This is a genomic window from Methylobacillus glycogenes JCM 2850 (assembly GCF_000617925.1).
Lineage (GTDB): Bacteria > Pseudomonadota > Gammaproteobacteria > Burkholderiales > Methylophilaceae > Methylobacillus > Methylobacillus glycogenes.
Window position 1 is genome coordinate 118,689 of sequence record NZ_BAMT01000002.1, and the last position, 26,339, is coordinate 145,027.

General features: G+C 54.7%; 27 protein-coding genes and 1 pseudogene. 23 read left to right on the forward strand and 5 right to left on the reverse strand.

Going from position 1 to position 26,339, the window contains the following annotated elements; translation table 11 throughout:
• The first annotated feature begins 59 nt into the window (after positions 1-59).
• The 5 genes and pseudogenes from JCM2850_RS17055 (at position 60) to JCM2850_RS04415 (ending at position 6,593) form a co-directional block, all read left to right on the forward strand.
• A pseudogene (locus JCM2850_RS17055) lies at positions 60-1,435 on the forward strand (MFS transporter).
• A 2-nt stretch (positions 1,436-1,437) separates the two neighbouring features.
• Positions 1,438-1,950 (forward strand): single-stranded DNA-binding protein, encoded by a 513-nt coding sequence (locus JCM2850_RS04405; RefSeq protein WP_025870030.1) that lies wholly within the window; start codon positions 1,438-1,440, stop codon positions 1,948-1,950.
• 150 nt (positions 1,951-2,100) lie between these two features.
• On the forward strand, positions 2,101-4,737 hold the full coding sequence (locus JCM2850_RS17060) for a response regulator (RefSeq protein ID WP_051525262.1): 2,637 nt from the start codon (positions 2,101-2,103) through the stop codon (positions 4,735-4,737).
• Positions 4,686-5,339: an Hpt domain-containing protein gene (locus tag JCM2850_RS20260; protein ID WP_051525263.1), complete on the forward strand. Its 654-nt coding sequence runs from the start codon at positions 4,686-4,688 to the stop codon at positions 5,337-5,339. The genes JCM2850_RS17060 and JCM2850_RS20260 overlap by 52 nt, the downstream gene beginning before the upstream one ends.
• A 102-nt stretch (positions 5,340-5,441) precedes the next feature.
• Entirely contained in the window at positions 5,442-6,593 is a 1,152-nt protein-coding gene (locus JCM2850_RS04415; RefSeq protein ID WP_025870031.1) for a response regulator, read from the forward strand.
• 107 nt (positions 6,594-6,700) lie between these two features.
• On the opposite strand, the gene JCM2850_RS04420 is transcribed toward JCM2850_RS04415, so the two are convergent.
• The gene (locus JCM2850_RS04420) at positions 6,701-7,585 is read right to left on the reverse strand and encodes a DUF817 domain-containing protein (protein ID WP_234406092.1); all 885 of its coding nucleotides are present in this window, start codon (positions 7,583-7,585) and stop codon (positions 6,701-6,703) included.
• Positions 7,586-7,833: 248 nt separating this feature from the next.
• Here JCM2850_RS04420 and JCM2850_RS22425 point away from each other — a divergent pair, with 248 nt between their 5' ends.
• Positions 7,834-8,349 (forward strand): hypothetical protein, encoded by a 516-nt coding sequence (locus tag JCM2850_RS22425; RefSeq protein ID WP_051525264.1) that lies wholly within the window; start codon positions 7,834-7,836, stop codon positions 8,347-8,349.
• Between the two features lie 220 nt (positions 8,350-8,569).
• Positions 8,570-8,749: a PEP-CTERM sorting domain-containing protein gene (locus JCM2850_RS22430; protein ID WP_234406093.1), complete on the forward strand. Its 180-nt coding sequence runs from the start codon at positions 8,570-8,572 to the stop codon at positions 8,747-8,749.
• A 39-nt stretch (positions 8,750-8,788) separates the two neighbouring features.
• On the opposite strand, the gene JCM2850_RS23335 is transcribed toward JCM2850_RS22430, so the two are convergent.
• Genes JCM2850_RS23335 through JCM2850_RS20285 form a run of 3 tightly spaced genes read right to left on the reverse strand, consistent with a single transcriptional unit; the run spans position 8,789 to position 10,564 of the window.
• Positions 8,789-8,971, reverse strand: coding sequence for an EAL domain-containing protein (locus JCM2850_RS23335; protein WP_051525266.1), 183 nt, complete (start codon positions 8,969-8,971; stop codon positions 8,789-8,791).
• 35 nt (positions 8,972-9,006) lie between these two features.
• Entirely contained in the window at positions 9,007-9,486 is a 480-nt protein-coding gene (locus JCM2850_RS20280; RefSeq protein ID WP_081774956.1) for an EAL domain-containing protein, read from the reverse strand.
• Entirely contained in the window at positions 9,422-10,564 is a 1,143-nt protein-coding gene (locus JCM2850_RS20285; RefSeq protein ID WP_051525268.1) for a GGDEF domain-containing protein, read from the reverse strand. The genes JCM2850_RS20280 and JCM2850_RS20285 overlap by 65 nt, the downstream gene beginning before the upstream one ends.
• Before the next feature lie 224 nt (positions 10,565-10,788).
• Between JCM2850_RS20285 and gspG the strand changes: the two genes are divergently transcribed.
• From gspG to JCM2850_RS21775, 12 genes are all read left to right on the forward strand, one after another.
• Complete coding sequence (gene gspG / locus JCM2850_RS04435; RefSeq protein WP_025870035.1) at positions 10,789-11,235, forward strand: type II secretion system major pseudopilin GspG; 447 nt, start codon at positions 10,789-10,791, stop codon at positions 11,233-11,235.
• A gap of 2 nt (positions 11,236-11,237) precedes the next feature.
• Complete coding sequence (locus tag JCM2850_RS04440) at positions 11,238-12,419, forward strand: type II secretion system F family protein (protein ID WP_025870036.1); 1,182 nt, start codon at positions 11,238-11,240, stop codon at positions 12,417-12,419.
• Positions 12,416-12,778, forward strand: coding sequence for a hypothetical protein (locus tag JCM2850_RS24240; protein WP_439645846.1), 363 nt, complete (start codon positions 12,416-12,418; stop codon positions 12,776-12,778). Before JCM2850_RS04440 ends, JCM2850_RS24240 begins: the two co-directional genes overlap by 4 nt.
• A complete protein-coding gene (locus JCM2850_RS17075) occupies positions 12,739-14,184 on the forward strand; it encodes a GspE/PulE family protein (protein ID WP_439645848.1) in 1,446 nt (481 codons plus the stop codon). The genes JCM2850_RS24240 and JCM2850_RS17075 overlap by 40 nt, the downstream gene beginning before the upstream one ends.
• Positions 14,165-14,968, forward strand: coding sequence for a hypothetical protein (locus JCM2850_RS04450; RefSeq protein ID WP_148301194.1), 804 nt, complete (start codon positions 14,165-14,167; stop codon positions 14,966-14,968). The genes JCM2850_RS17075 and JCM2850_RS04450 overlap by 20 nt, the downstream gene beginning before the upstream one ends.
• Positions 14,969-15,020: 52 nt before the next feature.
• Complete coding sequence (locus JCM2850_RS20290) at positions 15,021-15,503, forward strand: PilN domain-containing protein (RefSeq protein WP_025870040.1); 483 nt, start codon at positions 15,021-15,023, stop codon at positions 15,501-15,503.
• Positions 15,500-16,063: a hypothetical protein gene (locus JCM2850_RS04460; protein WP_148301195.1), complete on the forward strand. Its 564-nt coding sequence runs from the start codon at positions 15,500-15,502 to the stop codon at positions 16,061-16,063. Before JCM2850_RS20290 ends, JCM2850_RS04460 begins: the two co-directional genes overlap by 4 nt.
• 2 nt (positions 16,064-16,065) lie before the next feature.
• Positions 16,066-16,734 (forward strand): hypothetical protein, encoded by a 669-nt coding sequence (locus JCM2850_RS20295; protein WP_051525270.1) that lies wholly within the window; start codon positions 16,066-16,068, stop codon positions 16,732-16,734.
• 21 nt (positions 16,735-16,755) lie between these two features.
• Positions 16,756-18,711 (forward strand): secretin GspD/PilQ domain-containing protein, encoded by a 1,956-nt coding sequence (locus JCM2850_RS17090; protein ID WP_051525271.1) that lies wholly within the window; start codon positions 16,756-16,758, stop codon positions 18,709-18,711.
• Positions 18,708-19,181: a type II secretion system protein gene (locus JCM2850_RS04475; RefSeq protein WP_025870046.1), complete on the forward strand. Its 474-nt coding sequence runs from the start codon at positions 18,708-18,710 to the stop codon at positions 19,179-19,181. The genes JCM2850_RS17090 and JCM2850_RS04475 overlap by 4 nt, the downstream gene beginning before the upstream one ends.
• The gene (locus JCM2850_RS04480; RefSeq protein ID WP_025870047.1) at positions 19,181-19,567 is read left to right on the forward strand and encodes a type II secretion system protein; all 387 of its coding nucleotides are present in this window, start codon (positions 19,181-19,183) and stop codon (positions 19,565-19,567) included. Before JCM2850_RS04475 ends, JCM2850_RS04480 begins: the two co-directional genes overlap by 1 nt.
• 259 nt (positions 19,568-19,826) lie before the next feature.
• On the forward strand, positions 19,827-20,495 hold the full coding sequence (locus tag JCM2850_RS21775) for a type II secretion system protein (RefSeq protein ID WP_234406094.1): 669 nt from the start codon (positions 19,827-19,829) through the stop codon (positions 20,493-20,495).
• Positions 20,496-20,595: 100 nt separating this feature from the next.
• On the opposite strand, the gene JCM2850_RS04490 is transcribed toward JCM2850_RS21775, so the two are convergent.
• Entirely contained in the window at positions 20,596-21,234 is a 639-nt protein-coding gene (locus tag JCM2850_RS04490) for a lytic transglycosylase domain-containing protein (RefSeq protein WP_051525272.1), read from the reverse strand.
• A gap of 183 nt (positions 21,235-21,417) precedes the next feature.
• On the opposite strand from JCM2850_RS04490, the gene epsA reads away from it, so the two are divergent.
• From epsA to JCM2850_RS20300, 4 genes are all read left to right on the forward strand, one after another.
• A complete protein-coding gene (gene epsA / locus JCM2850_RS04495) occupies positions 21,418-22,236 on the forward strand; it encodes an XrtB/PEP-CTERM-associated transcriptional regulator EpsA (RefSeq protein ID WP_025870053.1) in 819 nt (272 codons plus the stop codon).
• 318 nt (positions 22,237-22,554) lie between these two features.
• The gene (locus JCM2850_RS04500) at positions 22,555-23,355 is read left to right on the forward strand and encodes a PEP-CTERM sorting domain-containing protein (protein WP_025870054.1); all 801 of its coding nucleotides are present in this window, start codon (positions 22,555-22,557) and stop codon (positions 23,353-23,355) included.
• 80 nt (positions 23,356-23,435) lie between these two features.
• The gene (locus JCM2850_RS04505) at positions 23,436-24,872 is read left to right on the forward strand and encodes a hypothetical protein (RefSeq protein WP_025870056.1); all 1,437 of its coding nucleotides are present in this window, start codon (positions 23,436-23,438) and stop codon (positions 24,870-24,872) included.
• Between the two features lie 273 nt (positions 24,873-25,145).
• A complete protein-coding gene (locus JCM2850_RS20300) occupies positions 25,146-26,240 on the forward strand; it encodes a ShlB/FhaC/HecB family hemolysin secretion/activation protein (RefSeq protein ID WP_234406095.1) in 1,095 nt (364 codons plus the stop codon).
• Positions 26,241-26,339: the final 99 nt, after the last annotated feature.

Below are 26,339 nucleotides of genomic sequence, written 5' to 3' on the forward strand. Positions count from 1 at the left end.
TTAAGGTGGGGCAACCTGTTAATATACGCAACTTCGCCTGTTTACTTCAACGATTTTTAATGTCAACGCCTAATCGCATGTCCGCTGTCGAACTGCGGGCTACCTTGAGCCTGGCCTCTATCTATGGCTTGCGCATGTTGGGCATGTTCCTGATCCTGCCTATCTTTGCCATCTACGCCGAGACTCTGCCCAGCGGACATGATCACTTTTATATTGGCCTGGCGCTGGGCGCTTATGGTCTGACCCAGGCTTTGTTCCAATTACCTTTCGGTATGGCCTCGGATCGCATAGGCCGCAAGAACATGATTTATGTCGGCCTGGTCATCTTTGCCATAGGCAGCCTGGTGGCAGCCCTTGCCGATGACATCCACATGATCATCGTCGGTCGCGCTATTCAGGGCGCAGGGGCGGTATCGGCGGCCGTTACCGCGCTGGTGGCCGACCTCACGCGTGAAGAGCACAGAACCAAGCCATGGCCATGATAGGCGGCAGCATAGGTGTGACCTTTGCCTTGTCGCTGATACTCGGCCCCACCCTGAACCAGTGGATAGGCGTCTCCGGCATCTTTATGCTGACAGGTGTGCTGGCCTTGCTAGCGATACTGGATATCAAGTATCTGGTGCCTGATCCGCAGATCAGCCGTTTCCACTCCGACACCCAGGCCGCTCCGGGCAAACTAGGCCCAGTGCTGCGCGACACCCAGTTGCTGCGTTTGAATTTCGGCATCTTTGCGCTGCATGCCTCGCATATGGCCATGTTTGTGGTGGTGCCGTTTGCGCTCAAGCAAGGCAGTGGCATGAGCGAAAACGATCACTGGATGATTTATCTGCCCATCATGCTGATTTCCCTGGGCTTGATGGTGCCTGCCATCATCTATGGCGAAAAGAAAGCCAAGCTCAAGCAAGTGTTTATCGCCAGCGTGTCTGTCATGCTGCTGGCAGAAATTGCCTTTGGTTTATGGATCAACAGTTTCTGGGGGGTAGTCACCGCATTGACCGTGTTCTTCATCGCCTTCAACGTTCTTGAAGCCATCATGCCCTCGACCATTTCCAAGCAAGCACCCGCCTCGGCCAAGGGCACGGCGATAGGGGTATTCAATACCGCGCAGTCTCTAGGTATCTTCGTTGGCGGCGTTTCTGGTGGCTGGCTGTCGAGCGAATATGGCTATGCTGCCGTGTTTGTCTTCTGTGGCATACTGATGATCCTGTGGCTGGTCAGCGTCATGACCATGCAGCCACCTGCCGCGGTCCGCAGCCGCATGTTCCACCTGCCTGCTGGGCATGGTTTAGATACAGCGCTGCTCTCCAGGCAACTGGCTGCGTTGCCAGGGGTGCGAGAATCCGTCGTCCTGCCCGCTGAGGGCATGGTGATATTAAAAGTAGACATGCAGGCAAGCTGGGATGATTCTGCAGCGCTGCAATTGATTAAGGGATAAAAATGGCATCGGTTAACAAGGTAATTCTGGTCGGCAATCTGGGGCGTGATCCCGAAGTGCGCTACATGCCCAATGGCGAAGCGGTCTGTAACTTCAGCATTGCCACCACTGATAACTGGAAAGACAAAAACGGTCAGCGCCAGGAGCGCACGGAGTGGCACAACATTGTCATGTACCGCAAATTGGCTGAAATTGCTGGCGAATACCTGAAGAAGGGCAGGCCAGTCTATGTAGAGGGCCGCCTGCAGACCCGCAAGTGGCAAACCAAAGAAGGCCAGGACAGATACACCACTGAAATCATTGCCGACCAAATGCAAATGCTGGGTGGCCGTGATGGTGGTGGCGGTGGAGGTGGTGCTAGCTATGATGGCGGCGAAGACTTCAACCAGGACTATAGCCAGTCCGCGCCCAGACAATCATCAGCGCCTGCGCCCTCTCAACAGCGTCAAGCTCCTGCGGCCAAGCCAGCAGGTGGTAACAACTTTGATGATTTCGAGGACGATATTCCGTTCTAATCCACAAGCCGGATGTGAATATACACGCTAGATAAGACAGCCCAAGGTGTTAAGCATCTTGGGCTTTTTTATGCGCCTTGCCATGATGATATTGGATGCCTAGCCTCCAGTCTGGGGGAAGCGCCGCCACAGACCATTGCGGTGATTCCAGTGCTGCGTAACGGGCGCTTGCTGGGCGTGCTGGAGTTTGCCACCTTGCATACCTTCGGTTTGCGTGAGCAAGCCCTGCTGGATGCATTGACCCCGGCCCTGGCAGTCAATCTAGAGATATTGGAGCGCAGCATCAGAACCCAGGAGCTCCTGATGGAAACCACCAGCCAGGCCAGCAGACTGGAAGCCCAAACCGGGGAGCTGGAAGCCAGGCAGAAGGAAGTGGTGGCAACTGAAGCCTGGTTCCGCGGCATTGTGGAATCTGCACCAGATGGCATGCTGGTCATAGACCGTTCCGGCACCATCATGCTGGTCAACCCACCATTGGCGCATATGTTCAGATTCCCGATAGAAGAACTGATAGGCAAGCCGATTGAAGTCCTGGTGCCTAGCAAAATCCGGCAACAGCATGTGGAGTGGCGTAATCACTTTATTCAAACGCCCGAGCGGGAACGTGTATCCATGGAATTGCGCGGCGCGAGGATGGATGGCAGCGAGTTTCCCGTGGATGTCAGCCTGGCCAAACTGCCTGATATAGGGGGGCGTGGCTTGTGTGTCTGCGCTTCTATTCGCGATGTTACTGCACGCAAGGCGGCTGAGCGAGATTTGCACGATAGCCGCACCTTGATAGAAGGCGTGATTGAAAACAGCCCTGCGGCGGTTTATTTCAAGGATATCCAAGGCCGTTACAAGATCGTAAATCGGCGCTGGGAGGAAATTACAGGCATTTCCAGGCAGCGAGCCATAGGCAGCGATGATAGCGAGCTATTCCCGCCGGAAGAGGCCGAGGTCATCATGAACAATGACCGCTATGTGGCGGAGCAGGGCCAGGCCCTGGAAATCGAGGAGTTGGTGCCCACGGCCAATCTTGGCGAGCGTACCTGTCTTTCCAACAAATTCCCGCTTTACTCCTACGATGGCAGCTTGCTGGGGGTGTGCGGGGTTTCCACTGATGTCACAGAGCGTAATCAGGCGGTACAAGAAGTAATACGCGCCAAACAAGTGGCGGAAGATGCAACCCGCGCTAAAAGCGATTTTCTCGCCAATATGAGTCATGAGATACGCACCCCCATGAACGCCATCATAGGCATGTCACACCTGGCCTTGCAGACCGATCTCAATAATGCCCAGCGCAACTATATTGGCAAGGTCAATCTCGCTGCGGAAAGCCTGCTGGGCATCATCAATGACATTCTGGATTTCTCCAAGATAGAAGCCGGGCGCATGGAGATGGAAGCCGTAGCTTTCCGCCTGGAAGATGTCATGGATCATCTGGCCAATGTAGTGGGCATACGTGCTGAAGACAAAGGCTTGGAGCTACTTTTTGATATCAAGCAGGATGTACCGGGCACACTGGTGGGAGATGCCTTGCGGCTGGGGCAGATACTGATCAATCTGGGTAGCAATGCGAGCAAGTTTACCGAGCAGGGCGAGATTGTGGTCGGTATTGAAACCGTTGCTGTCTCGGAAAATAAACATGAGCTACATTTCTGGGTCAGTGATACCGGCATAGGCATGAGCGAAGAACAATGTGGCAAATTGTTCCAATCCTTCAGTCAGGCGGATACTTCGACTACCCGCAAATATGGCGGCACTGGCCTGGGCTTGGCGATTTCAAAAAACCTGGTCGAGTTGATGGGCGGCAAAATCTGGGTTGAAAGCCAATTGGGCAAGGGTTCCACCTTCCACTTCCAGGTCAGCTTTGGCACTAGCGAGGATATTTTTTCGCGTCGCATGTTCCATGCGGGGGAGCTGTTAGGCGTGCGGGTGCTGGTGGTGGATGACAATATGTCTGCCCGCGAAATTCTCTCCACCATGGCACGTACCTTTGGCCTAGAAGTCGATGCCGCCTGGGATGGCGCTCAGGCCTTGGACATGTTGGCCAAGGCTGATGCTCATGGCCTGCCATATGATTTGGTGCTGATGGACTGGAAAATGCCCAAGCTGGATGGCATAGAGACTGTGCAGCGCATGCTGCAGGCTGGCCTGACGCAAACACCTGCGGTGATTATGGTCACAGCGTTTGGCCGCAAGGAGGCACTGGAGTCTGCCAGACAGCGAGAGATACCTATCCGTTTGGCCTTGACCAAGCCTGTTACCCCTTCGCATCTGCTGGAGGCCGTGGGGGAGGCGCTTGGCAAAGGCAATATCGTGGAATATTCCGCAGTAAAAACCTCCGCAGATGATCAAGCCATTGCGGCATTGTATGGCGCGCGCATACTGGTGGTGGAAGACAATGATCTCAACCAGGAGCTGGCGCAGGAACTGCTAGAACGTGCTGGCATGCAGGTGGTGATTGCCGTCAATGGGGCAGAAGCCTTGAAACTGCTGGAAAAAGACGCTGCCTTTGATGGCATTCTGATGGATTGCCAGATGCCCGTGATGGATGGCTATACTGCAACTCAGGCCATCCGTGCCAATCCCTCACTGCGGCATTTGCCCATCATTGCCATGACAGCCAACGCCATGGCAGGCGACAGGCAGAAAGTCATAGATGCGGGCATGCTGGATCATATTGCCAAGCCGCTCAATATTGCCTCCATGTTTGAGATCATGCCAAGTGGATCAGGCCACAATCCAGCAGCATGGACGTCAGCTACCTGGAGGCCAGCGAGTTTACCGATCTGGTCGGCATAGATGTAGATAAGGGCTTGCAGGTTTGTATGCACGATGTTGAGCTTTACCGTCGGGTATTGATCAAATTCCGTGAGGGGCAGCAGGATTTCGAGCAGCGTTTCCAGGCGGCAATAGCAGGGGATGATGACAACGCTCCGGCCCGAGAGGCGCACACCTTGCGTGGGGTGGCTGGCAATATCGGGGCCACTGCATTGCAGACCTCTGCTGCCAAACTGGAAGCAGCATGCATGACCACGGAGGCCGCAGCCGCTAGTGATCCTCAAGCGGATAGCCTTGCTGACAGCATGGCTGCAACATTGGCGGAAACAGTACTACAGCTGAATCAAGTGCTGGAAAGTCTGGCCTCATTGCAAGCACCAGCGCATGAGGCGCAGCCATCGCTTTCTGCTAGCGAACTGCAAGCGCTGCTGCTGAAACTGCAGGACATGTTACGTGCCAGTGATGCAGAGGCCTTAAGCCTGGTATCAGGCTTAAGTGAGCGCGTGACGGATATTGCGCTATTGCAGACCCTGAAACCTATGATTAAGGCGATAGAGCAATATGACTTTGATCTAGCGCTCACCAAGCTGGATCAAATCATGCAAACACCATTCAAACAATAAAGTTGTGACGATTTACTTTTACAAGACAGAGCCTGACTACATCCAAACCAGTGCTCAAGGCAGAGATTTCATGAACATATTGAACCTTGGAAGGGGATTATCTTGAATGCGCCACATGAATTGCTGACAAAGCCAACTTTACTGGTGGTTGATGATACGCCAGACAACCTCACGCTGATGACCGAGCTATTGAAGCCGCATTACCGGGTCAAGGTGGCCAATAGTGGAGAGAAGGCATTGGCCATCGCCACGGAGGAGCGCCATCTGGATTTGATCCTGCTGGATATCATGATGCCGGGCATCGATGGTTACGAGGTATGTAAGCGCCTGAAAAGCGATGAGAAGACCCATGACATCCCGGTGATTTTCCTCACCTCGCGCTCAGAGGCCGCAGATGAAGAACTGGGGCTGGAGCTGGGTGCCGTCGATTACATTACCAAGCCCATCAACCCAGCGATTACGCTGGCACGTGTTGCCAATCATCTGACACTCAAGGCTAGTGCTGATTTCCTCAAGGACAAGGCAGCCTATCTGGAACAAGAGGTGGCAAAGCGCACCACCGAGCTGGTCGCCCTGCAGGATGTCACCATCCTGACCATGGCCTCCTTGGCGGAAACGCGTGATTCGGAAACGGGTAACCATATCCGCCGCACCCAGTTTTATGTCAAGGAACTGGCCGAAAAGCTCAGCACCCACCCCAAGTTCAAGGCCTTGTTGACGCCTGCATTTATCCAGATGTTATTTAAATCTGCGCCTTTGCATGACATAGGCAAGGTAGGCATTCCGGATCGCATTTTGCTCAAGCCCGGAAAATTCGAGCCACATGAGTTTGAAATCATGAAAACCCACGCCCTACTGGGCAAGCAGGTGATTGAGTTTGCTGAGCGACAGTTGGGTCGTGAGGTCGAATTTCTCACCTTGGCCAAGGAAATTGCCTATTGCCACCACGAGAAATGGAATGGTAGCGGTTATCCGCAGGGGCTGGCTGGCGAAGATATTCCAGTGTCAGCCAGGCTGATGGCGGTGGCGGATGTGTATGACGCCCTAATCAGCCGTCGGGTTTACAAAGAAGGCATGTCACATGAAAAAGCAGCGGCCATCATCATTGAGGGTAGAGCTCAGCATTTTGACCCAGATATGGTGGATGCCTTTATTGAACTTCAGGATGCCTTCCAGGCCATTGCGGCGCGCTTTGTTGATACCGACCAGGTATTGGCGCAGAAAGAGCACTTCAACAACCTGGTCAATGGATGAAGCTGGCCAATGGTTGAGCCTGGTCAATTAAGTCATGAGGCATGATGCTTCAGCCACATGGTGCCTAGCGGCGGCGGCTGTATAAGCCCGGAGCTAGGCGTTCACCTTCAAGCCACGTGAATGCGCTGCTTCACATGCTTGAGATTGGCGACAATGGTAAAGGTCATGATGATCAGCAAAGACCATGAGCTCCATTTGCTGACATGCACGGCCGACCATGCGCCAACTTGATTGGGGTACTGCCAGATGGTGAAAAAGGTACTGATGTTTTCTGCCAGCCAGATGAACAAACCTATCAGTATGAATGCCAGTAGCAAGGGCATACGGCGTTCCCTGTCATAGGGCTTGAAAATGACGGTGGTGCGTGCGTATAGCCCCAGCGCGCAAGCTGCCACATACCAGCGGTAATCGCCTATAAAGTGATGCGTGAAAAAGTTGGCATAGATAATCAGCGCCATCAGCGCCGCCATCCAGTGCGGCGGATGATGCTCCACGCGCAATTCCAGTAATCGCCAGGCCTGAATGATATAGCTGCCGACGGCGGCATACATAAAACCCGAGAACAAGGGCACGCCAAACAGCTTGCTATAGGCAAAATCCGGGTAAGACCATGAGCCTATGCCACTTGACGTCTTGAATGCTTCCAGCGCAAATCCTACTACATGGAATAAGGAAATCGCCTTCAGTTCGTCCCAGGTCTCCAGCTTTGCCATCAGCATCCAGGCTTGTATGCCCAGGGCTGCCAGCAACAACACATCGTAACGTGGCACCCCCAGCAGCCCACTACGCGGCACTACAAATACCGCGGCAAAGAACAAGCCTACGAATAGGCAGGCGCGGGCTTCCTTGATGCCGAAATAAAGAAACTCCACTATAAAGCGCCGCCAGCCCTGTAACGCGGGCTGGGCCTGGATGCTGCTCAGATGCTCATCCAACATACGCAAGCGAAACGCCCAGGGCCGGGTCAGCAGTAATTTCAGCAGCTCAATCATGCACAAGCCAGGGTTAAAAATGGTTAAAAAATGCAGTAGCAGCATCATACTTTTATCGGGCATGAGCAGGAAGGAGGCAGCAGCAGGGGGCTAAAAAATGAGGTCAGTGCAGAAGACCGAGACCGTAGGAGGGCAGTATTCAGCAATCAAACCCCAAAGCACACGGAGACCTCATCATGTCATGGCTTGAGCATTTGTGATAATGAGGATTATAATGATTCTCAATAACGTTTATTGGAATTACCCAAATGTCTGTGTCCCGCTTATCTGCCCTGATGCTTATCCCCGGTTTGCTGCTGGCGAATTCCGCCCAAGCGCTGGATATAGTCTTTGATTATCGCTTTGACCGCAGTGGCTGGTTCAGTGAAGATAGCTCCGCTGGCTTGATGCGGCGTGAAGTGCTACAACAAGCAGCTTCGGTGTTCAGTGGCTTTACAGATAATCTGCTGGCGATAGACGCGAGCGCGGGCAATAGCTGGAGCGTCAGTTTCCAGCACCCGAGCTGGAGTAACTGGCTGGAGCAGGTTACGGTCAGCAACCTGCTTGTGCCGGAAAACAGCCTGGTGGTATTTGTCGGTGCTTCATCTTTCAGTGGCAGCGTGTTGGGCGCGGCGGGTGGCGGTAATGTAAGTGCCCAGGGTAGTCAGGCGTTTTTGGACACCGTGGCTGGCCGTGGCCAGGCAGGCGCTTTGGCGGCTGTCCCTACCGATGTGGCCCCTTGGGGTGGCTCCATCTGGTTCAACAGCTATCAGCCTGGTATATAGGCCTGGATGACAGTGGCTTGGCAGCAGGGCAGCCTGATCTCCTGACCACTGCCACTCATGAAATTGCGCATCTGCTGGGCTTTGGTGCCTCAGCCGCCTGGGATGCCTTGGTGCAGAACGGCGTGTTCACTGGGGAATATGCCAGTGCTGTCTACGGTTCTGCCGTACCTGTGGATGGGGTGGCTGCGCACTGGCTTATGGCGTGGAAGCGGACAATCTCATGGATCCGGGTACAGTGCCCGGTAAGCGCGAATATCTCAGCGCGCTGGATTATGCTGCGCTGCGCGATATAGGCTGGCAGGTCAGCGCCGTCCCTGAACCTTCCACGCTCAGCATGTTGTTGTTAGGCCTGGTGGGCGTATTTGCGCGCTGGCGTCGTAAGCAGTCACAACGTTTCTGAGAATGGCGTGGCGAGCGCTTGCTCGCTATTTTTGCTGAGTTACAGCGTAGTTAAGTAGTCAGATTTGGTCAGGCACTCATACTGCGCCACCCAGTGGGTGAATTGCTCTGCAGGCAAAGGTTGTGAGAAGCGGTAACCCTGCACGAAATTACAGCCGCTGGATTCTGCCCAGTGCAGCTCAATATCGGTTTCCACGCCTTCTGCCACCAGTTCCAATGACATGCTCTTGGCGAGGGCTGCGATGGTTTTAACAATCTCTACGTTACTGGCTCATGCTCTATACCCTTGATAAAGGACTGATCGACCTTGAGCCTGTCTATGGGGAATTTACGCAGATAGCTGAGATTGGAATAACCAGTGCCAAAATCATCTATCGCCAGCTTGATGCCGAGTGCATGCAGGCGGCGCAAGGTGCGCACCACAGCATCGGCATCCTGCATAAACATACTTTCGGTCAGCTCCAGCTCCAGGAAAGAAGGCGTGATGCCAGTTTCCTGAATAATGCCTTCCACCATGCCGCAGAAATCGCTCTGGTAAAACTGCATGGCGGAGATATTCACCGAGATACGCATGGGTTGCAGCCCATTTTTTACCCAGGCTTCATGCTGGCGGCAAGCCTCGTGAATGACCCATTGACCGATGGAAACAATCAGCCCGGTTTCCTCGGCAATTTCAATAAAGTGTATAGGCGTCAATAAACCGCGTTGTGGATGATGCCAGCGTATCAAGGCTTCCATGCCGACCACACGGCCACTGTCTAGCGCCACTTGGTTGGTAATACAGTTCAAATTCATTGCGCTCAATCGCCAGGCGCAGGTCGGTCTCTAGCGACATGCGATCTAGCGAATACAAACGCATGCCAGTGGTGTAATGCCTGTAGGTATTGCGCCCACCACGCTTGGCTTCATACATCGCCGCATCAGCCTTGACCAACAGATTGTTGGGGTCTACGTCATCCTGCGGGAAGGTGGCCGTGCCTATGCTGGCGGAAATGAACACTTCGCGCCCCATGATCTGCTGCGGCAGTTTCAGCGTATCGAGGATACGCCAGCACAAACTATCCAGGTCTTTCTGACCAGTGATATTGTCGACAATGATGGTGAATTCATCACCGGACAAACGTGCCACCGTATCCATTTCGCGCGAGCAGCGGGTCAGTATGCCTGCCACGGTCACCAGCAACTGGTCACCAAAGGCGTGGCCCATGGAGTCATTGAAATGCTTGAATTTATCCAGGTCTATGAATAGCAGGCCGACTTTGGAGCCTTGACGGCTGGCTTCAGCGAGGCCCATGGCCAGCCTGTCCATAAACAGTACGCGGTTGGGCAGCTTGGTCAGCTGGTCAAAATGCGCCAGATAAAACAGATTGGCCTGTTTGCGCTGGGTGATTTCATCGAGCAAGTCATGACCGTTGGCGATACCCACATACTTTTCATCTTCAGTGACGATAAAGCCACTGACCATATGCTGCATGCCGGCATCGATAATGATGCGCGAGATGTCATCGATGGAGGTCTGGCTGGTCACCAGCAAGGGTGACTGGTTCATGAATTCAGCGATGGGTTTTTTGCCATAAATCTCATGGGTGTAAGGCTTGATAAAGGTCTCGACAAAAGCGTGACGTTCGACAATGCCCACAGGTTTATGCTCGGCATTCACCACTGGTAAAGCAAACAGCTGCAAATTTTCTTGAAAAATCGCCAGCACGGCCAGGCAGGGCATGGTGTCGAGTACAGGCTCCACAGCACGCAGAAGGCGTTTGACGGTGGGGTTGTCTTCATTCTTGATATAGCGGAGATGGCTAGCTGTGGTCATTGGCCTGAGTAATGTCTGAAAAGCGCTGCAACATGGCAAGGGTTGGGCAAATTATGCATGCCAGTATTGCAGAATTGTGAAATTCGGTTTAATGACATGCCTTATTTAAATGCTTGATTGTTGTGACTTATGCTGGCGTTAGAGTTTAATGAAACCGTCACAAAGGCTGGTTATTCTTGGCGACAAATCATTAGTTAAAAGGCCAGCCGGAGCTGGCAGTCGCAATGAATATTCCTGATCTCCATCGTACTCAACAATCCAGCTCCATTTTGCAGGCTGGATTTACTTTACTCGAACTGCTGGTGGTACTGGTTATTCTCGGTTTGCTGGTTGGTTATGTGGCTCCCAAGTACTTTGCCCAGCTCGGCAAGTCTGAGGTCAAGACCGCGCGCGCGCAGCTTGGTGCGCTGGAAAAAGCGCTGGATCAATATCGCCTGGATGTAGGCCACTATCCCACGTCTGAGCAAGGTCTGGCCTCGCTCAATACCGCACCTGGTGGCGAAAGCAGGTGGGCGGGCCCTTACTTGCAGAAAGCCGTACCCAATGACCCTTGGGGTCGTCCTTATATCTTCAAATCACCTGGCGAACATGGTGATTTCGATCTGTATTCCCTGGGTAAAGACGGTCAGCCCGGCGGTAGCGACGACAATGTTGATATCGTGAACTGGTAATCATGCGTTTTCAGGTACGTGCGCTCAGTGCTGGCCAGTTGGTCACGCTGGAATACGAAGCCCAGCATGCCGATGAGGCGGCAGGCAAGGCGCGCAGCCAGGGTTATGAAGTGCTGGCCACCAAAGCGGAACGTGAAGGCTTGCTGCAACGCAAGCGCAGCCGTTTTCCGCTGTTGATGTTTAGTCAGGAGTTGCTATCGCTGCTTAAAGCTGGCCTGGGGCTGGTGGAGTCGCTGGAAGGCATAGCCGAGAAAGAACAGCGGCCGGAAGTGGCGCAGGTGCTGCGCGGCGTGCTGGAGGCTTTATATCGAGGGCAGACCTTCTCCGCAGCACTGGCAAGCTTTCCTCATGCTTTCACTGGTCTTTACACCTCCATGGTCAAGGCCAGCGAGCGTACTGGCGATTTGCCCGAAGCCTTGCTGCGCTACATAGGCTATGAGCAGCAGGTGGAAGTGCTGCGCAAAAAGCTGATTGCCTCCTCTATATATCCCGTGTTGTTAATGACAGTGGGTGGCTTGGTGGTGCTGTTTCTGCTCGGTTATGTGGTGCCGCGCTTTTCGCAGATTTATGCCGATACCGGGGAAAACCAGGCCTGGATGCTCAAGCTGGTGCTGGGTTGGGCCCGCATCATGGAAACCCATGGCCATGTGCTATTGATGGGTGGTGTGGCCTTGCTGGTGGCGCTGGGCGTGGCCTTGAGCCGTCCCAGTGTACGCGGCAAGTTGATGAGCCTGCTGTGGCGTATTCCCACCGTGGGTGAGCAAATGCGCGTGTTTCAGCTGGCGCGCTTTTATCGCACCCTGGGCATGTTGCTCGAAGGCGGCATCACCGTCACCCAGGCGCTGGCCATGGCGCGTGGATTGCTCGCGGCCTCTATGCATCAAAGCCTGGGGCAAGCCGCCAGCATGATCAAGGAGGGCCGCGCGATTTCTGAAGCCATGGAAGCCGCAGGCCTGGTGACGCCAGTCTCACTGCGCATGCTGCGCGTTGGTGAAAAAAGCGGAGAGATGGGCCGCATGATGGAACATATTGCCACGCTGCACGACGAGGAGATCTCGCGCTGGCTGGAGTGGTTTACGCGTTTGTTCGAGCCTTTGTTGATGATTTTTATCGGCCTGATCATAGGTGCCGTGGTGGTGATGTTGTATATGCCTATCTTTGAGTTGGCCGGGAGCCTGCAATGAACGCGCCCGAGACTTTGTACCAGGCGGAGATAACCGCAGATATTAATGCAGATATAAACTCCCAGCAGCTAGCCCCACATCTGCTGTTCAATCAGGAGCGCCTGCGTGAAGCCCGCAGCCTGGCGCTCAGCAGCGGCCAGGATATGATGCAGACGCTGCAAGGCCTCACTGGTCTCGAAGATGAGGCTTATACCCAGGCGCTGGCGCTTGCCACGCGCTTGCGCCCGGTCAGCATGGACGAGCTGCATGCCATGCAGCCAGCGTTTGATGTCATGAGCTTTGCCATGGCCAGCCGCTTGCACTGCCTACCTTGCGTGAGGTGGTTGAGGAGAGTGATGCTGAGTTGCAGCTTTGGCTGATCGTCGCCAACCCCTTTGACCAGACCGTTCAGGATTGGGCCGCCGAGCAAGTGCCTGGCGCTTACCTGCTAGGTCTCGCTCATATCACCGATCTGCAAGCCTATCTGAGCCGTCATGAAGAAGATTTGCGCGCCATGGATGGCAATATGCTGGCGGGCAGCGAAGTAGGGGATGGCCTCAACAGCGATGTGGAGCACCTGACGCTGCAAAGCATACATGCTGATAGCAGCCCGGTGATTCGCATGGTCAATTCCACGCTGTATGACGCGCTCAAGGCAGGGGTCAGCGATATTCATATGGAAAGCGTCGCCGCTGGCCTGGTGGTCAAATACCGTATAGATGGCGTGCTGGCGCATGTGGGCAGCATGCAGGGCGCGGATATGGCGGAGCAAGCCATTTCGCGCGTCAAGATTCTGGCTGAATTAGATATTGCTGAACGCAGAGTTCCGCAGGATGGCCGCTTCAAGGTCATGATGCAGGGCCGCGATGTGGATTTCCGCGTTTCCATCATGCCTAGCATTTATGGTGAAGATGCCGTGTTGCGCGTGCTGGACCGCAAATCCCTTTCTGATCAGGCCAAGGGCCTGTCGCTGAAGCAATTGGGTTTTGATGATTACATCATCAGCGATTTCCGTCGTCTGGTGAGCGAACCCTATGGCATGGTGCTGGTGACCGGGCCTACGGGTTCCGGCAAGACCACTTCACTGTATGCCGCTATCTGCGAGGTCAATCACGGCCACGACAAAATCATCACCATAGAAGACCCGGTGGAGTATCAACTGCCTGGCGTGCTGCAAATCCCGGTCAACGAGAAAAAAGGCCTGACATTTGCCCGTGGCCTGCGCTCCATTCTGCGTCACGACCCAGACAAGATTATGGTCGGTGAAATCCGCGATCCTGAAACCGCACAGATTGCCGTGCAGTCCGCACTCACAGGCCACCTGGTATTCACCACGCTGCACGCCAACAACGTCTTTGATGTGATCAGCCGCTTTTTGCATATGAATGTTGAAGCCTACAGTCTAGTGGCAGCACTGAATGGCGTGATGGCGCAGCGTCTGGTGCGATTGGTGTGCAGCCATTGCGCCGAGGATATTGCAGTCAGCGATGAAATGCTGGAGCAATCCAAGCTGAGCCGCGATGAGGTGCAGCATTACCGCTTCCGTCAGGGCAAGGGCTGTGGCCATTGCCGTGGCAGCGGCTATAAAGGCCGTAAGGCAGTGGCGGAGCTGCTGGCACTGGATGACGAATTGCGCGAAATGATTATTGCGCGCGAACCCTTGCGCAAGCTCAAGGAAGCCGGGCGTGCACGTGGCATGAAAAGCCTGCGCGAAGCCGCACTCGAAGCCGTGGCGCGTGGGGAAACCACCCTGGAGGAAATCAATCGTGTCACCTTTGTCGCTTAAGGCTGGCATGACAGCGCTCAAACATGGCATGGCGGCACTCGGCGCCAAGGCCAGCCGCGCCAGCATCGTGTTGGTGGTGTTTCCCGATGAGCTGAGCTGGCAGCTCAAGCATGGCAGCAAAGTCGTGAAGCAGGGCGTGCAGGCTATCACTAGCCCACAGGCGATGCAGCAAGCTTTGATCAATGCGCTCAAGCAAACGGATGCCAGCGCTTGCCGAGTTGATGTGCGCTTATCCAGCCATTTCATGCGTTTTGCCATCGTCGGTAATCCCGATGGCGCGCGCAGTCAGGAAGAGTTGGCGCTGATAAGCCGCCACGCTTTTGAGCGTGTGCATGGCGAGATAGTCGCCACCTGGGATATACGCTTGAGTTATGGCGCTATCGGTCAGTCCGGCCTCGCCAGCGCGGTAGACCAGGCCTTGCTCGAGAAGCTGAAATCAACGTTAGAGTCTGCAGGTTATCAACTGGGCAAGGTAGAGCCCACGCTGATGCAAGCCTTCAACCGTCTGGCACCCTCTGGCCCACACGGCATATTCGCCCTTAAAGAAGCTGGCCGTCTGGCTTTGCTGGCCTGGCAGCAGTGCGGCTGGGTGGCGGTGCAGTTACAGCCTTTAAGCACAGACTGGCAAGCCCAGGTGCAGGACAGCCTGGCTAGGCTAAAGCTGCAACTAGGCTTGGCGGAAGATACGCCGCTGCAGATAGCCAGCCTGGCGGCCAATGAGTTGGAAGCCTTGGCGCTGCCTGCGCCTAGAAATATTGGCTTGGCATCACAGGTGGCGGCATGAGGATAGCCTGAATCATGGCCCGGTAGCCAAAGTAAGCACACGCTACTTTCCCATGCTGGTGTTGGCGACGGTGGTGTTGCTGATATGTGCCTGGCAATGGACCAGCTTGCGTAGCGAGCGCGCCGATATCCAACAACAATTAAACCGCCTGCAGGGGAAATTACAGCCAGCGCAGGCGCAGGCCATACAGCCGCAATCCTTGTCCAGCACGCAAAAAAGCGAGATCAAGGAAGCCAATCAGGTACTGGATGAACTGGGCAGGCCTTGGCCTGCATTGCTTCTGCGCCTGGAGCAATCCGCCAGCCCGGATGTGGCGCTGATGGCGATACGTCCTGATGCGGCCAAGGGCCGCTTGCGGCTCAAGGGTGAAGCCCGTGATGTAGCCGCTTTGTTGGCCTATCTGCAACGCCTGGAAGCCGTACCCGAAATGCATGATGTGGTGCTGGATGAGCATGAACTGATGGAAAAACCCGAAGGCGAAGGCATGGCCCGCTTTATACACTTTGGCGTTAGCGCACGTTGGGGGCAGCCATGAGTGCTTTGCAATGGCAGTGGTGGACGTATGCCGCAAATCGTCTGCGTTTTCGCCTGGGCTGGCCTGGCATGGCAGCGATTGCTGCCACCACTGTGGCTTTGCTAATGGCCAAAAGCATGTGGCAATTGCAGGCTGAGGTGGGCGAGCTGGAACAAGAGTTACAAACCGCAGAGTTACAGCGACCCGCCAAGGTGCAGGTGGTGCTGACGCCTGAAGATACCCTGGCGCAGGAGTTGAGCACTTTCAGCCAGCGCTTCCCCGGCGTGGAAAAACTGCCAGATTTACTGGGCGTGATGTTCCGCCTGGCCGAAGGTTATGGCTTGCAAGTGGTGCAAGGTGAGTATTCGCTGACTGAAAAACGTCAGGGCCATGTGCGCCGCTTTGAAGCCACTGTGCCTGTGCAGGGCAATTACAAGGCAGTCAAAGGCTTGATTCTGGATATGCTGCAAGCCATGCCCAATGTGGCCCTGGCCGAGCTGAGTTTTGAACGCGGTGAAGCTGCCGAGGCCGAGATCAAGACGCGCTTGCGCTTGGTGTTCTTTATCCGCAAGGGGGCATAAGCATGCAGCCGCGTCACTGGATAATGCTTTGCTCGCTGGCGGCGACCCTGGTGCTGGTGTTCAGCCTGGAAGATGAGGACGACGCTATGCTAGAGCCTATGCCAGCCAAACGTGCTGGGCATGCTTCCCAGGCACTATCTAAAAGTGCTGCCCAAGCAGCATCTGCCAATACTGGCGCTGCCAGCACTAGCCTGGCCAACGCCAACACTCAAGATTCAAGCGCTGCTGCCACTAGCAGCAAGCCAACCTCCTATCTGGCTTGGGGCTTGCTGGAAGGCCGCGCAGCGCCAGCAGCAGGAGCGCATGCTGAGACTAGCGATCTATTCCGCAGCCAGCAATGGTATATACCACCGCCCAAGACTGCTGCCGAGTTGGCACCAGCACCCCCTGTGGCACCCGAGCCAGGCTTTGCCTATATGGGCAAACTGGAGGAAGGGCCACAAGGCACGGTGATCCTGTTGGCGAGTGCCAACCGCCTGTATTCGGTCAGCGTGGGTGAGCGCGTAGACCCCAACTGGCGGCTGGATCATGAAGACGAGCAAAGCCTGGGCCTGACCTATCTGCCACTTAACCTGCCCAAAACCCTGCTGAAGAAAAGCAAGTTGTCTGCGCCCGTCAATCCGGCCAGCCATCTGCAGGGCGATCCAGATGATTTACAAGGGAATCTATAACATGTTGTCCACTGCCAGGCATTGCCTGCCTGCCTTACTGATTGTGACCAGCTTATCGTCCTGTGCGATTGCGCCCTGGCCCAAGCCAGTTTCCCCGGTAACACGCCTGAAGAAAAAATCGCCAACACCAAAGCCGAGCAAGCCAAAAAACCCGAGCGCCTGCCAGAGCGCCAAAATGTCAGGTTGGCCACCGAGCAAGGGGTCAATCAGCTGATACGCGAAGCCGAGGCAGCGCTGCGCGATGGCCGCATGGCAGATGCGGGTGCCTTGTATCAGCGTGTGCTCAATATAGAGCCGGACAATGTGCGCGCGCTTTCTGGCCAGTTGCTGATAGAAAGCACGCGCCGTCATGCCGAGCAACTGGAGCAGGCAACGCAGTTGCTGGAAAAAGGTGACAAGGATGGCGCGCGTGCCATGTTGCACCAGATTTTGCTGGAAGCACCACAGCATGAACAGGCGCTGCGCATGCAGCGTGATTTGCGCGAGCAGCGCAATCTGGCGCGCATGGAGCCACCGCGCTTGAAACCTGCATTCACCAAGCCGGTTAATCTGGAGCTGCGTGACGCCAATATCAAGATGGTGTTTGAGGCCATGTCACGCGCCACTGGCATCAACTTCATTCTGGATAAGGATATCAAGCCCGATACCAAGGCCACGGTATTTATCAAGAAAGCCCCGGTGGAAGATGCCATTGAGATGGTGCTGGCCACCAATGGCTTGCAAAAGAAAGTGCTGTCCGAGACCACCGCGCTGGTGTTCCCCAACACTGCAGCCAAGCTCAAGGATTATCAGGACCTGGTGATACGCAATTTCTACCTGACCAATGCCAAGGCCAAGGATGTGGCGGCGCTGGTGAAAACCATGCTCAAGACCAAGGATGTGCACACCGACGAGCGCCTGAATATGATCGTGATCCGCGATACCCCGGAAGTGGTGCGCATTGCCGAGAAGCTGGTGCACGCCAATGACCTGGCCGACCCGGAAGTGATGCTGGAAATTGAAGTCATGGAAGTCACGCGTGAACGCCTGCAAGAGCTGGGTGTGGAATACCCAACCTCGCTGACGGCCGCAGCGGGTTTATCGATAGAGGCACTGAAGAGCAATAACTCCAGCACCTTCAACTTTGATAGCAATCCCTCAGTGAATTTCAAGAAAACCACCGCCGACGTCAACATCCTGGCCAATCCGCGCATACGCGTGCGCAACAATGACAAGGCCCAGGTGCTGGTGGGGGACAAAATCCCGGTCATCACGACTGTTGCCACCGCAGGCGTAGGTTCCTCGCAGACTGTGCAATATCTGGATGTGGGCCTCAAGCTCGAGGCCGAGCCTCGCATCACCTTGGATGATTTCGTCAATATCAAGATTGCGTTGGAAGTCTCTTCGCTGGGCACGTCCACCCCGCTGACTGGTGGCGGCGTGGTGTACCAGATAGGCACCCGTAACGCCAGCACTCTGCTGCGTCTGAAAAATGGTGAAACGCAGATACTGGCGGGCTTGATCAACGATGAAGAACGCAAGAACACCAGCCGTCTGCCAGGGCTGGGTGATATCCCCCTGCTTGGACGTTTGTTCTCCAACCAGATTGATAACCGCAAAAAGACCGAGATAGTGCTGGCGATTACCCCCAGGGTGGTCAATAACATCAGCCGTCCGGCGTCTGAGATGCTGGAGTTTTGGTCTGGCACTGAAAACGGCATCAGCGACCATGCGCAGATTGTGACGCCGGGCACGGGCAGCGCTAGCGTGAATACCCGCGATGTCATCATGCAGCGCCTGCAATTGCCTGAGCCTAGAGTGGAAGCTGAGCAGCCTGTAGCTGAACCTGCAGAAACGCAGCCTGCGAGGCAGGATAACTTTATGTCCAGCCAGCCCAAGCCCGTGGTGCCCTTGGTGACGCCACAAGTTGTGGTGCCGCAGGGGACCGCGCCAGCGACCCCGCAAGTCACACCAGCCCCCAGGGCCGACAGTCCATGAGCAAGCTCAGAGGCTTTACGCTGATTGAGCTGGTGGTGACCCTCACCATCGTCAGCATACTGGCCACCGCACTGATTCCTCTCGGCCAATGGAGCGTCAAGCGCCAGCAGGAGGCTGATTTGCGTCAGGCATTGCGTGAGATACGCGCTGGCATAGATGCCTATAAAAAGGCGGTAGAGGAAGGCAAGGTCAAAGTCAGCGCCGAGGCTACGGGCTATCCGCCCAACCTGGAGATATTGGCCAAGGGTGTGCCTGATATCACCAGTGAGAAAAAACGCACTTTGCGCTTTTTGCGCCGTTTGCCACGTGACCCCATGCATGAAGACAAAGATATTCCGCCGCAGGACACCTGGGGCAAGCGCAGCTATGCCAGCCCGCCAGAAGCCCCACAAGCGGGTGCCGATGTGTTTGATGTGTATTCATTGAGTAGCGCAAGCGGCCTCAATGGCATTGCCTACCGGGAGTGGTAATGAAGCTCAAGCTCACTAAGCAGCAAGGGTTTACCTTGGTTGAGTTGTTGGTGGTGATGGCGATCTTGATGCTATTGCTCACCGTAGCTGCACCACGCTATTTCAGTGGCATAGATAGAGCCAAGGAAGCCGCGCTTAAGCAGACCTTGCAGGTGGTGCGCGACGCCATTGATAAATTCCATGCAGACAATGCGCGCTACCCGGAGTCATTGCGGGAGCTCGCCGAGAGACACTATATCCGCCAGGTGCCTGTGGACCCTTTGACCGAGAGTGGTGAGACCTGGATTGTGGTCAAGCCCGATGAAGATATTCCCGGTGACCTCTATGACCTGCATAGCGGTGCGGAAGGTCAGGCCAAGGATGGCTCGCTTTATGCCGAGTGGTAAGGCGTTGCCACAGGCCACGTTATGCGAGAGGCGGCGAGCGTTCACTGGTGGTGCTGGCTTCCTCGTTCAAAGGCGTTCCGCCGCTGGCTTCGCTCCTAAATCCGGTTCCGCCCCTGGCTTCACCTTTAAGCACGGTTCCGCCTTCGGCTTCGCTTCTAGACACGGTTCCGCCTTCGGCTTCGCTTCTAAGCACGGTTCCGCCTTCGGCTTCACCTCTCGATTAGCTTACGCCGCTGGCTTCACCTATATCGGCCTGCTGATGATGATTGCGATTAGTGGCATAGGGTTGGCGGCGCTGGGGCAGGCTTGGCATACCGCTTCGCAGCGCGATAAAGAGCAGGAGTTACTGTTTGTCGGCCTGCAGTTCAGTCAGGCCATCAGCCGTTATCATGAATCCACCCCCAGCCCGATCAAACAATATCCACCCACTCTGGCGGCCTTGCTTGATGACAGGCGCGGCCCCAAGCCTGCGCGGCATTTGCGCAAGATATTTGTAGACCCGATGACGGCTAGCCGTGACTGGGGCTTGATCAAGGAGGGTAATGGCATCACTGGCGTTTACAGCCGCTCCAAGCTCAAGCCTTTTAAGCAGGAGAGTTTTGCTGACGATTTGCAGGGTTTTGCTGGGGCTGGGAGTTATCAGGACTGGCGGTTTGTTGCCAATGACAAGGGCAGTGAACTGACGCCAAGTAATCCGCGGCAGCCACTGAATGAGCCTGCGCTGCCAGAGCCAAATCCACTCCCCCAGCCCAATCCTGTGCCAGCGGGGGCTGGTGGGGCGGCTAACGCGGAAAAGTATGCTAGTTGTGGCGCCAGCCTGGATGCGGCCCAGCTCAATTGCCATAGCGGCTGTGGCTTGGCAACTTCGCCTGCATGTCGTAGCTGCTTGCAAGCCGCATTTGATGGCTATAGGCAGTGTCTACGTTAAGTGTCTGGTTATTCTTATTATCTACAGCCACACACCTAGCCATATATTTCACCACAGAAATGACCAGCGATGAGCCCGCTGTCTGTGATAGCGGCGCGGCTCAGTACTGGCTCAGCAAGCGCTGATATTCCTGCATGACGCGCGGCACATAGGCCTGGGTTTCGGCATAAGGCGGAATGGTATTGCCGTGACGCAGCACTGCAGCCGGGCCTGCATTATAGGCAGCTAGCGCCAAGGGTAGGTTGTCGTTGAACTGCTGGCGCAATTGCTGCAGATAACGCGCACCCGCCAAGATATTCTGCGCCGGATCGCGCGGATTGCTGACACCTAATTGCCGTGCAGTGGCAGGCATTAATTGCATCAGACCCTGAGCACCACGAGGGGAGCGCGCTTGCGGCTGGTAGTCAGATTCAGTCTTGATCACGGCATGCAGCAAGGCGGCATCGGTGAGGGTGGCATCGGCAGCAGTTTTGATCATGGTGGCATAAGGCAGCGATTTCTGACTGAATTTGCCAGCAGAAGATGCTGCCATGCCATGTTCGCTCACACGCCACTGGCAGTGGTCGCTATCACTGGTGTTGGAAATCGAAAAAGCTTCCTGATCATCATCCTGCACACAAATATCCGCAGCACGCGATTCTGGTGTCAGGCTAAGCCAGGCCCAGAGCGAGAGTACAAAAGCGGTGGTGAGGGTCTTGGTCATGCGCAGCAGTTTGGCGCAAGCATATGACGTATGCATGAAAGCCTGCGCATTGGACTTAGTTCAATTTAACTAAGACAAGTAATTATTACTGTCATATAGCCTTGTTATAAATGAGCCTCGCCGGAAGCCACGACAAGATGGTTGCCGTTGATGTAAAAAAAATGCCGCACCGCCAGGTATCGCCAACCGCGATCAGCGCGTGCCGCTAAGGGGGCTGTTTTGCTACAACAATTTTCTATCGGGGTTAGAGAGCACCATCACAAGGAGCTCACTCCAGACCAGGCTGGCGCTTTCCTGGAGGTGGTTGACGCATCATTGCGTATCAAGAAAAAGGCCCAGTTCTTTTCCTGGCTACAAGGTTATTTTCAATTCCTGCTACCGCATGAAGTACTACTCTGTGGTCTGTCCATAGGCGCAGGACGTCCCTTCACGCTGGAAACCTTCAGCAGCACGCGCTATGTCACCGATACCCATACGGCCGTGAGCATGCAGGAAACTGATGGTGTGGTGTTGCGTGCGATTCAGTCCTGGCAGGAAACCAGCCTGCCTGTGTTGGTTGATCCTTATCTACGTCCCGGCAGTTTCGGTAATTTCACGGTGCCGGAGATAGATCAGGCCAATCTACAGGCCAGCGAGCTACGCAATCTGGCAGCTTATGGTCTGTCTTCTGCCGATGGCAGCATTTCCTCTTTCTTCTGTTTTTCACGCGTGGCCGGGGAGTTGAATGGCAACCATGCCTATCTGCTGGAATTGCTGGTGCCTTATCTGCACTCGGTGCTGATGCGCGTTAGCGACAGTGCTACGGCTTCTGCCGATATGTTGGGCGATAGCTCGGTGGCGGGGCTGATCACCATGCGCGAAAAGGAAATCCTGCATTGGGTACACACGGGCAAGAGTAACTGGGAAATTGCCACCATCCTGCAGATCAGCCCTTTGACGGTAAAAAACCATATGCAGAATATTTTGCGCAAGCTGGATGTGCAAAATCGCAGTCATGCGGCCTCCAAGGCCTTCAGGCTGGGACTGATTCGTAACTAAGCGCAAAATCAGTGTGGGCCTGGCCTGGCCGGGTAAAGCGAAAAACACAGCATTCACACAGCCATGAAAAAGGACTAGATGACACTAGTCCTTTTTGCTTTTGGTGCTGGTTAATTCCCTTTAAACCAGTGCTGAGCTAGTCCTAAAGAACTAGAAGCAGACCATCGCCACTTCACATAGCTTTTCTAAGATGCTCCCAGTCGCGAATTTTGAGAAGGCGCAGTTAAGTACGTTCGGTAGGGTGCGGCGTGACGAATGTAGCGGCTCAAAAACTTTTCGTAGGTGTTTTGCTTTTAATTTTTTTCGGGAGTTATAACCATGAATTTCAAGATGAAGGCTTTGGTTGCTGCTGCTGTTGCAGTAATGAGCGTTTCCGGTGCAGCTAACGCTGCTATTGATAATGCCGCTGCAGGTAACAGCAGCGTAATCCTGACTGTATTTGACCGTGCTAATAACGTGTCTGCAGTGTTTGATCTCGGCTTCCATTACGAGACATTCGCATTTGGCGGTTCCCAGTCTGCTTCCAGCTCCAGCTGGAACCTGGCTAGCGGTGACTACGCTGATGCATGGAATAGCTTCCTGTCCGTAGCCAGCCTGGACAACATCACTTGGGGCGTTGTAGCTGGTGACAACACTGGTAGCGCAGCTCAGCTGGCTTCCAAGGGTTTCATCACAACCTTCAACACCACGCTGAACAACAATGCGCCTGATGGCACTGGTTTTGTATTCGCACAGCACTCCTCTCCACTGGCTGGTCTGAATGACTACATCAATGCCAACAACAACCTGGGCAACCACGGTCAAGTTGAAAACGGTGGCAGCGTTGCCACTTCTGGCAAGGCTTATGCCGGTTATGTTTATAACGGTAACAAGGTATGGGGCCTGGGCCCTGTTGCCCTGGACAAGCTGGGTACAGAGCAAGGTGTTGTGCAGTACCTGAGCGCTGGTAGCGTTCGTGATCGTGGCACTGCCCTGACTTATGACGCAACTTTCAGCCTGGGTGCTGATGGCATCCTGCGTTACACCGTAGCTGCTGTACCTGAGCCAGAAACTTATGGCCTGTTGTTTGCTGGTCTGGCACTGGTTGGTGCTGCCGCCCGTCGTCGCAAGTCTGCTTAATTGCAGTCGGTTCCCACCCCACGAGGGTGGGAACCATTCCTTAGAAATATCCAATAAAGATTGATCACTGGGAGCTTCAAATGCAAGTAAAACAACTGATTCTGGCCGTAGCGGCCACCATGGCTGCTGGTTCCGTACTGGCTGCCCCTGTTACTCCAGCACAAATCGGCCAAGCCCGTTCTACCAACAACCTGCAAGAGACCTGGATCTCTGGTGCTTCTGCTCCAACATTCAATATCTTCCGTGGTTTTGAACTGGGTTGCGATGCCAACTCTGTTTCCATCTTCACCAGCACCAACTCCGACAGCGCTGTGCGTCCAGGTTCCCTGGGTAACACTGCGGCTTATGCTTGCACACGCGGTGGCCGTGTTTCCGTGGTTTACCACACTGTGACTGATGGTTCCCTGAATGCCTACGCTCCTCACGTGAGCGGCACTCAGCTGCAACGTCTGCGTCGTCTGGAAAACGCTAACTGTGCAGTGTCCGGTGGTGTATTCGCTGGTCATGCCAACTACAAGAACTGCGGTACTGTGACCCCAGGTGCTACTCCTGACGGCGCTGTTGCCAAGCCTGCTGGTGGTTTCTCTGACGTAGAAGCTTCCTTGTTCGATCTGGATGTTTCCGCTGCTGGTACTGAGAGCGAAGCCTATGTTGGTCAGACTTTCGGTATTGCTGTGAGCATTCCTCTGTACCGTGCCCTGCAAGTGGCTCAAGGCATCTACGCTACTGTAGCTGCTGCTAACTCTGCTGACGCTGCATTCCGTCCAGCTGTTGCGCCTAACATCACTTCCGCACAATACACTTCCATCATTGCTCAAGGTTCTGGTTATCAAACCGACTGGAGCCCAATTCTGGGTAACGCTGGTGTTGGTAAGGCTATCTACCTCGAGCGTCGTGTTGCCAGCTCTGGTACACAAGCCAGCTCCAACGCTCACTTCCTGAAGAACCCTTGTTCCACTGGTGCGGTTGCTAACCTGACACCAGCTGGTCGTGGTGACTCTTCCGCCAGCTTCGTTGTGACTGAGCACAGTGGTTCCGGTAACGTGAAGACTGCCTTGACTACCCGTGGTGATGCTAACGCCTTCGCGATTGCTGTTCTGTCCCTGGAAAACAACTGGCGTACTGATGAGCTGGTGGCTAACAACACCAACTCCAAGTACCGTTATGTGAAGCTGGATAACGTACACCCAGAGGCTGGCACTGTTGACGTTAACGCCAACGGTGTTGCAGATGGCGTTGATTTCGCTCGTGAAACAGCCATCAACGGTGCTTATCCATTCCACATGGAATTGCGCTCCTTCGTTGCCAACACTGCTGATGCCTTCGGCGCTGCTCTGATTCCAGAAATCACTGCTGCTCTGGGCAATCCAGCGAATTGCTCCGACGTGCCACGCGGTCTGACACTGAACCCACTGGGCGGCTCCAGCTGCTCCACAGGTGCTGATGGCGAACTGGCTGTTGTAGCCAAGGGTACACGCTTCGGTAACAACTGCGCACCACAACAGTTGTTCTTCTAAGCACAGCAAAAATAAGGGTGTAAACCCGGTATGACCCTCGCACTTTCCCGCATAGGCGGGAAAGTGCTTTTTACGCTAAAAAGTCATCGATTTGTCATGATCAACTACTAACATGTCGCCAACTTCGACATGCTTAGTTATTCAATTTGTCGAAGAGTGTCCAATAAAGCATGTGGCAGATTTCGCGATGATCGTCCTGATCATGCATGGAATTGACCGCTGGTTTTATTTGCCATTTTTTAATGAGCATTTTCGCTTTCAGGAAAGTCACGCGTGCGTTTATTCTTAATTGTTCTCAGCACTTGTCTGGTCAGCATCTCGACGGCAATGGCTGCCTCCGATGCGGCAAGCGAGCATAAAGCTAGCCAGCCTGCTGCAGAAGACACTCAACCTGCTGCTGAGGTCGAAGCAGAGGCGGTTGAGTATTTCGACATCATGGAGTTTCAGGTCACTGGCAATAGTGTATTGCCAGTCAGCAAGATAGAGCAGGCGGTGTACCCATTCCTGGGTGAGTCCAAAAGCATAGAGGATGTGGAGGCTGCACGCGCGGCGCTGGAAAAATCCTTCCATGATGCGGGTTATCTGACCGTGTTTGTCAGTACGCCAGAGCAAGAGGTCAATGAGAAGGTGGTGCGCCTGGAAGTGACCGAAGGCAAGGTGGAAAAATTGCGCGTGGTGGGGGCCAAGTATTATTCGCTGGGAGCCATCAAGAACAGAGCGGGTGAGCTGGCTGAAGGCAAGGTGCCGTATTTCCCCAATGTGCAACGGCAGTTGGCCAGCCTCAACGGCCAGCCGGATCGTCAGGTGGCCCCCGTATTACGACCTGGCAAAACGCCTGGCAAGGTGGAAGTGGATCTCAAGGTCGAGGACAAGCTGCCGCTGCATGCCAGTCTGGAGCTCAACAACCGCTATATCGCCAACACCACGCATACCCGCCTCAATGGTTCATTGCGCTATGACAATCTCTGGCAGCAAGACCATAGCCTGAGCCTGAGCTTTCAGCTCACCCCGGAAAACACCGATGAAACGCGGGTGCTTTCGGCCACTTATATGATCCCGACACCGGGTGGTGATTACTGGGCGCTTTACGGGGTGTTGTCACGCAGTGATGTGGCGGCTGTGGGTGACGTCAGCGTTATCGGTAACGGTAGCATTCTCGGGCTGCGCTATATCCATCCGCTGCCAGCGCCTGCCCTTTCCGGTTATTTCCACAACCTGACGCTGGGTGTGGATTACAAGGACTTCAAGGAATCCACACGTCTGATAGGCACTGGCTTCAATACACCCATCAGCTATATGCCTTCTATGCGGGCTATGACGGCACCGTACAAGCGGAAAAGAGCAGCACCCAGTTCAATCTGGGCCTGACCTTTGCCATCCGCAACCTGGGTTCGGATGAGCAGGAATTCTTCGAGAAGCGCTCACGCGCCGAAGGTAGCTTTGCCTACCTGCGCGGTGACCTCAAGC

Excerpts from the sequence above, each read along its gene's own strand:
- JCM2850_RS04405 (WP_025870030.1), top strand. The coding sequence starts at position 1,438 with ATGGCATCGGTTAACAAGGTAATTCTGGTCGGCAATCTGGGGCGTGAT.
- JCM2850_RS20260 (WP_051525263.1), top strand. The coding sequence starts at position 4,686 with ATGGACGTCAGCTACCTGGAGGCCAGCGAGTTTACCGATCTGGTCGGC.
- JCM2850_RS04420 (WP_234406092.1), bottom strand. The coding sequence starts at position 7,585 with ATGATTGAGCTGCTGAAATTACTGCTGACCCGGCCCTGGGCGTTTCGC.
- JCM2850_RS22425 (WP_051525264.1), top strand. The coding sequence starts at position 7,834 with ATGTCTGTGTCCCGCTTATCTGCCCTGATGCTTATCCCCGGTTTGCTG.
- JCM2850_RS22430 (WP_234406093.1), top strand. The coding sequence starts at position 8,570 with ATGGATCCGGGTACAGTGCCCGGTAAGCGCGAATATCTCAGCGCGCTG.
- JCM2850_RS23335 (WP_051525266.1), bottom strand. The coding sequence starts at position 8,971 with ATGTCATTGGAACTGGTGGCAGAAGGCGTGGAAACCGATATTGAGCTG.
- JCM2850_RS20280 (WP_081774956.1), bottom strand. The coding sequence starts at position 9,486 with ATGGAAGCCTTGATACGCTGGCATCATCCACAACGCGGTTTATTGACG.
- JCM2850_RS20285 (WP_051525268.1), bottom strand. The coding sequence starts at position 10,564 with ATGACCACAGCTAGCCATCTCCGCTATATCAAGAATGAAGACAACCCC.
- gspG (WP_025870035.1), top strand. The coding sequence starts at position 10,789 with ATGAATATTCCTGATCTCCATCGTACTCAACAATCCAGCTCCATTTTG.
- JCM2850_RS04440 (WP_025870036.1), top strand. The coding sequence starts at position 11,238 with ATGCGTTTTCAGGTACGTGCGCTCAGTGCTGGCCAGTTGGTCACGCTG.
- JCM2850_RS24240 (WP_439645846.1), top strand. The coding sequence starts at position 12,416 with ATGAACGCGCCCGAGACTTTGTACCAGGCGGAGATAACCGCAGATATT.
- JCM2850_RS20290 (WP_025870040.1), top strand. The coding sequence starts at position 15,021 with ATGCTGGTGTTGGCGACGGTGGTGTTGCTGATATGTGCCTGGCAATGG.
- JCM2850_RS04460 (WP_148301195.1), top strand. The coding sequence starts at position 15,500 with ATGAGTGCTTTGCAATGGCAGTGGTGGACGTATGCCGCAAATCGTCTG.
- JCM2850_RS20295 (WP_051525270.1), top strand. The coding sequence starts at position 16,066 with ATGCAGCCGCGTCACTGGATAATGCTTTGCTCGCTGGCGGCGACCCTG.
- JCM2850_RS04475 (WP_025870046.1), top strand. The coding sequence starts at position 18,708 with ATGAGCAAGCTCAGAGGCTTTACGCTGATTGAGCTGGTGGTGACCCTC.
- JCM2850_RS04480 (WP_025870047.1), top strand. The coding sequence starts at position 19,181 with ATGAAGCTCAAGCTCACTAAGCAGCAAGGGTTTACCTTGGTTGAGTTG.
- JCM2850_RS21775 (WP_234406094.1), top strand. The coding sequence starts at position 19,827 with ATGATGATTGCGATTAGTGGCATAGGGTTGGCGGCGCTGGGGCAGGCT.
- JCM2850_RS04490 (WP_051525272.1), bottom strand. The coding sequence starts at position 21,234 with ATGCATACGTCATATGCTTGCGCCAAACTGCTGCGCATGACCAAGACC.
- JCM2850_RS04500 (WP_025870054.1), top strand. The coding sequence starts at position 22,555 with ATGAATTTCAAGATGAAGGCTTTGGTTGCTGCTGCTGTTGCAGTAATG.
- JCM2850_RS04505 (WP_025870056.1), top strand. The coding sequence starts at position 23,436 with ATGCAAGTAAAACAACTGATTCTGGCCGTAGCGGCCACCATGGCTGCT.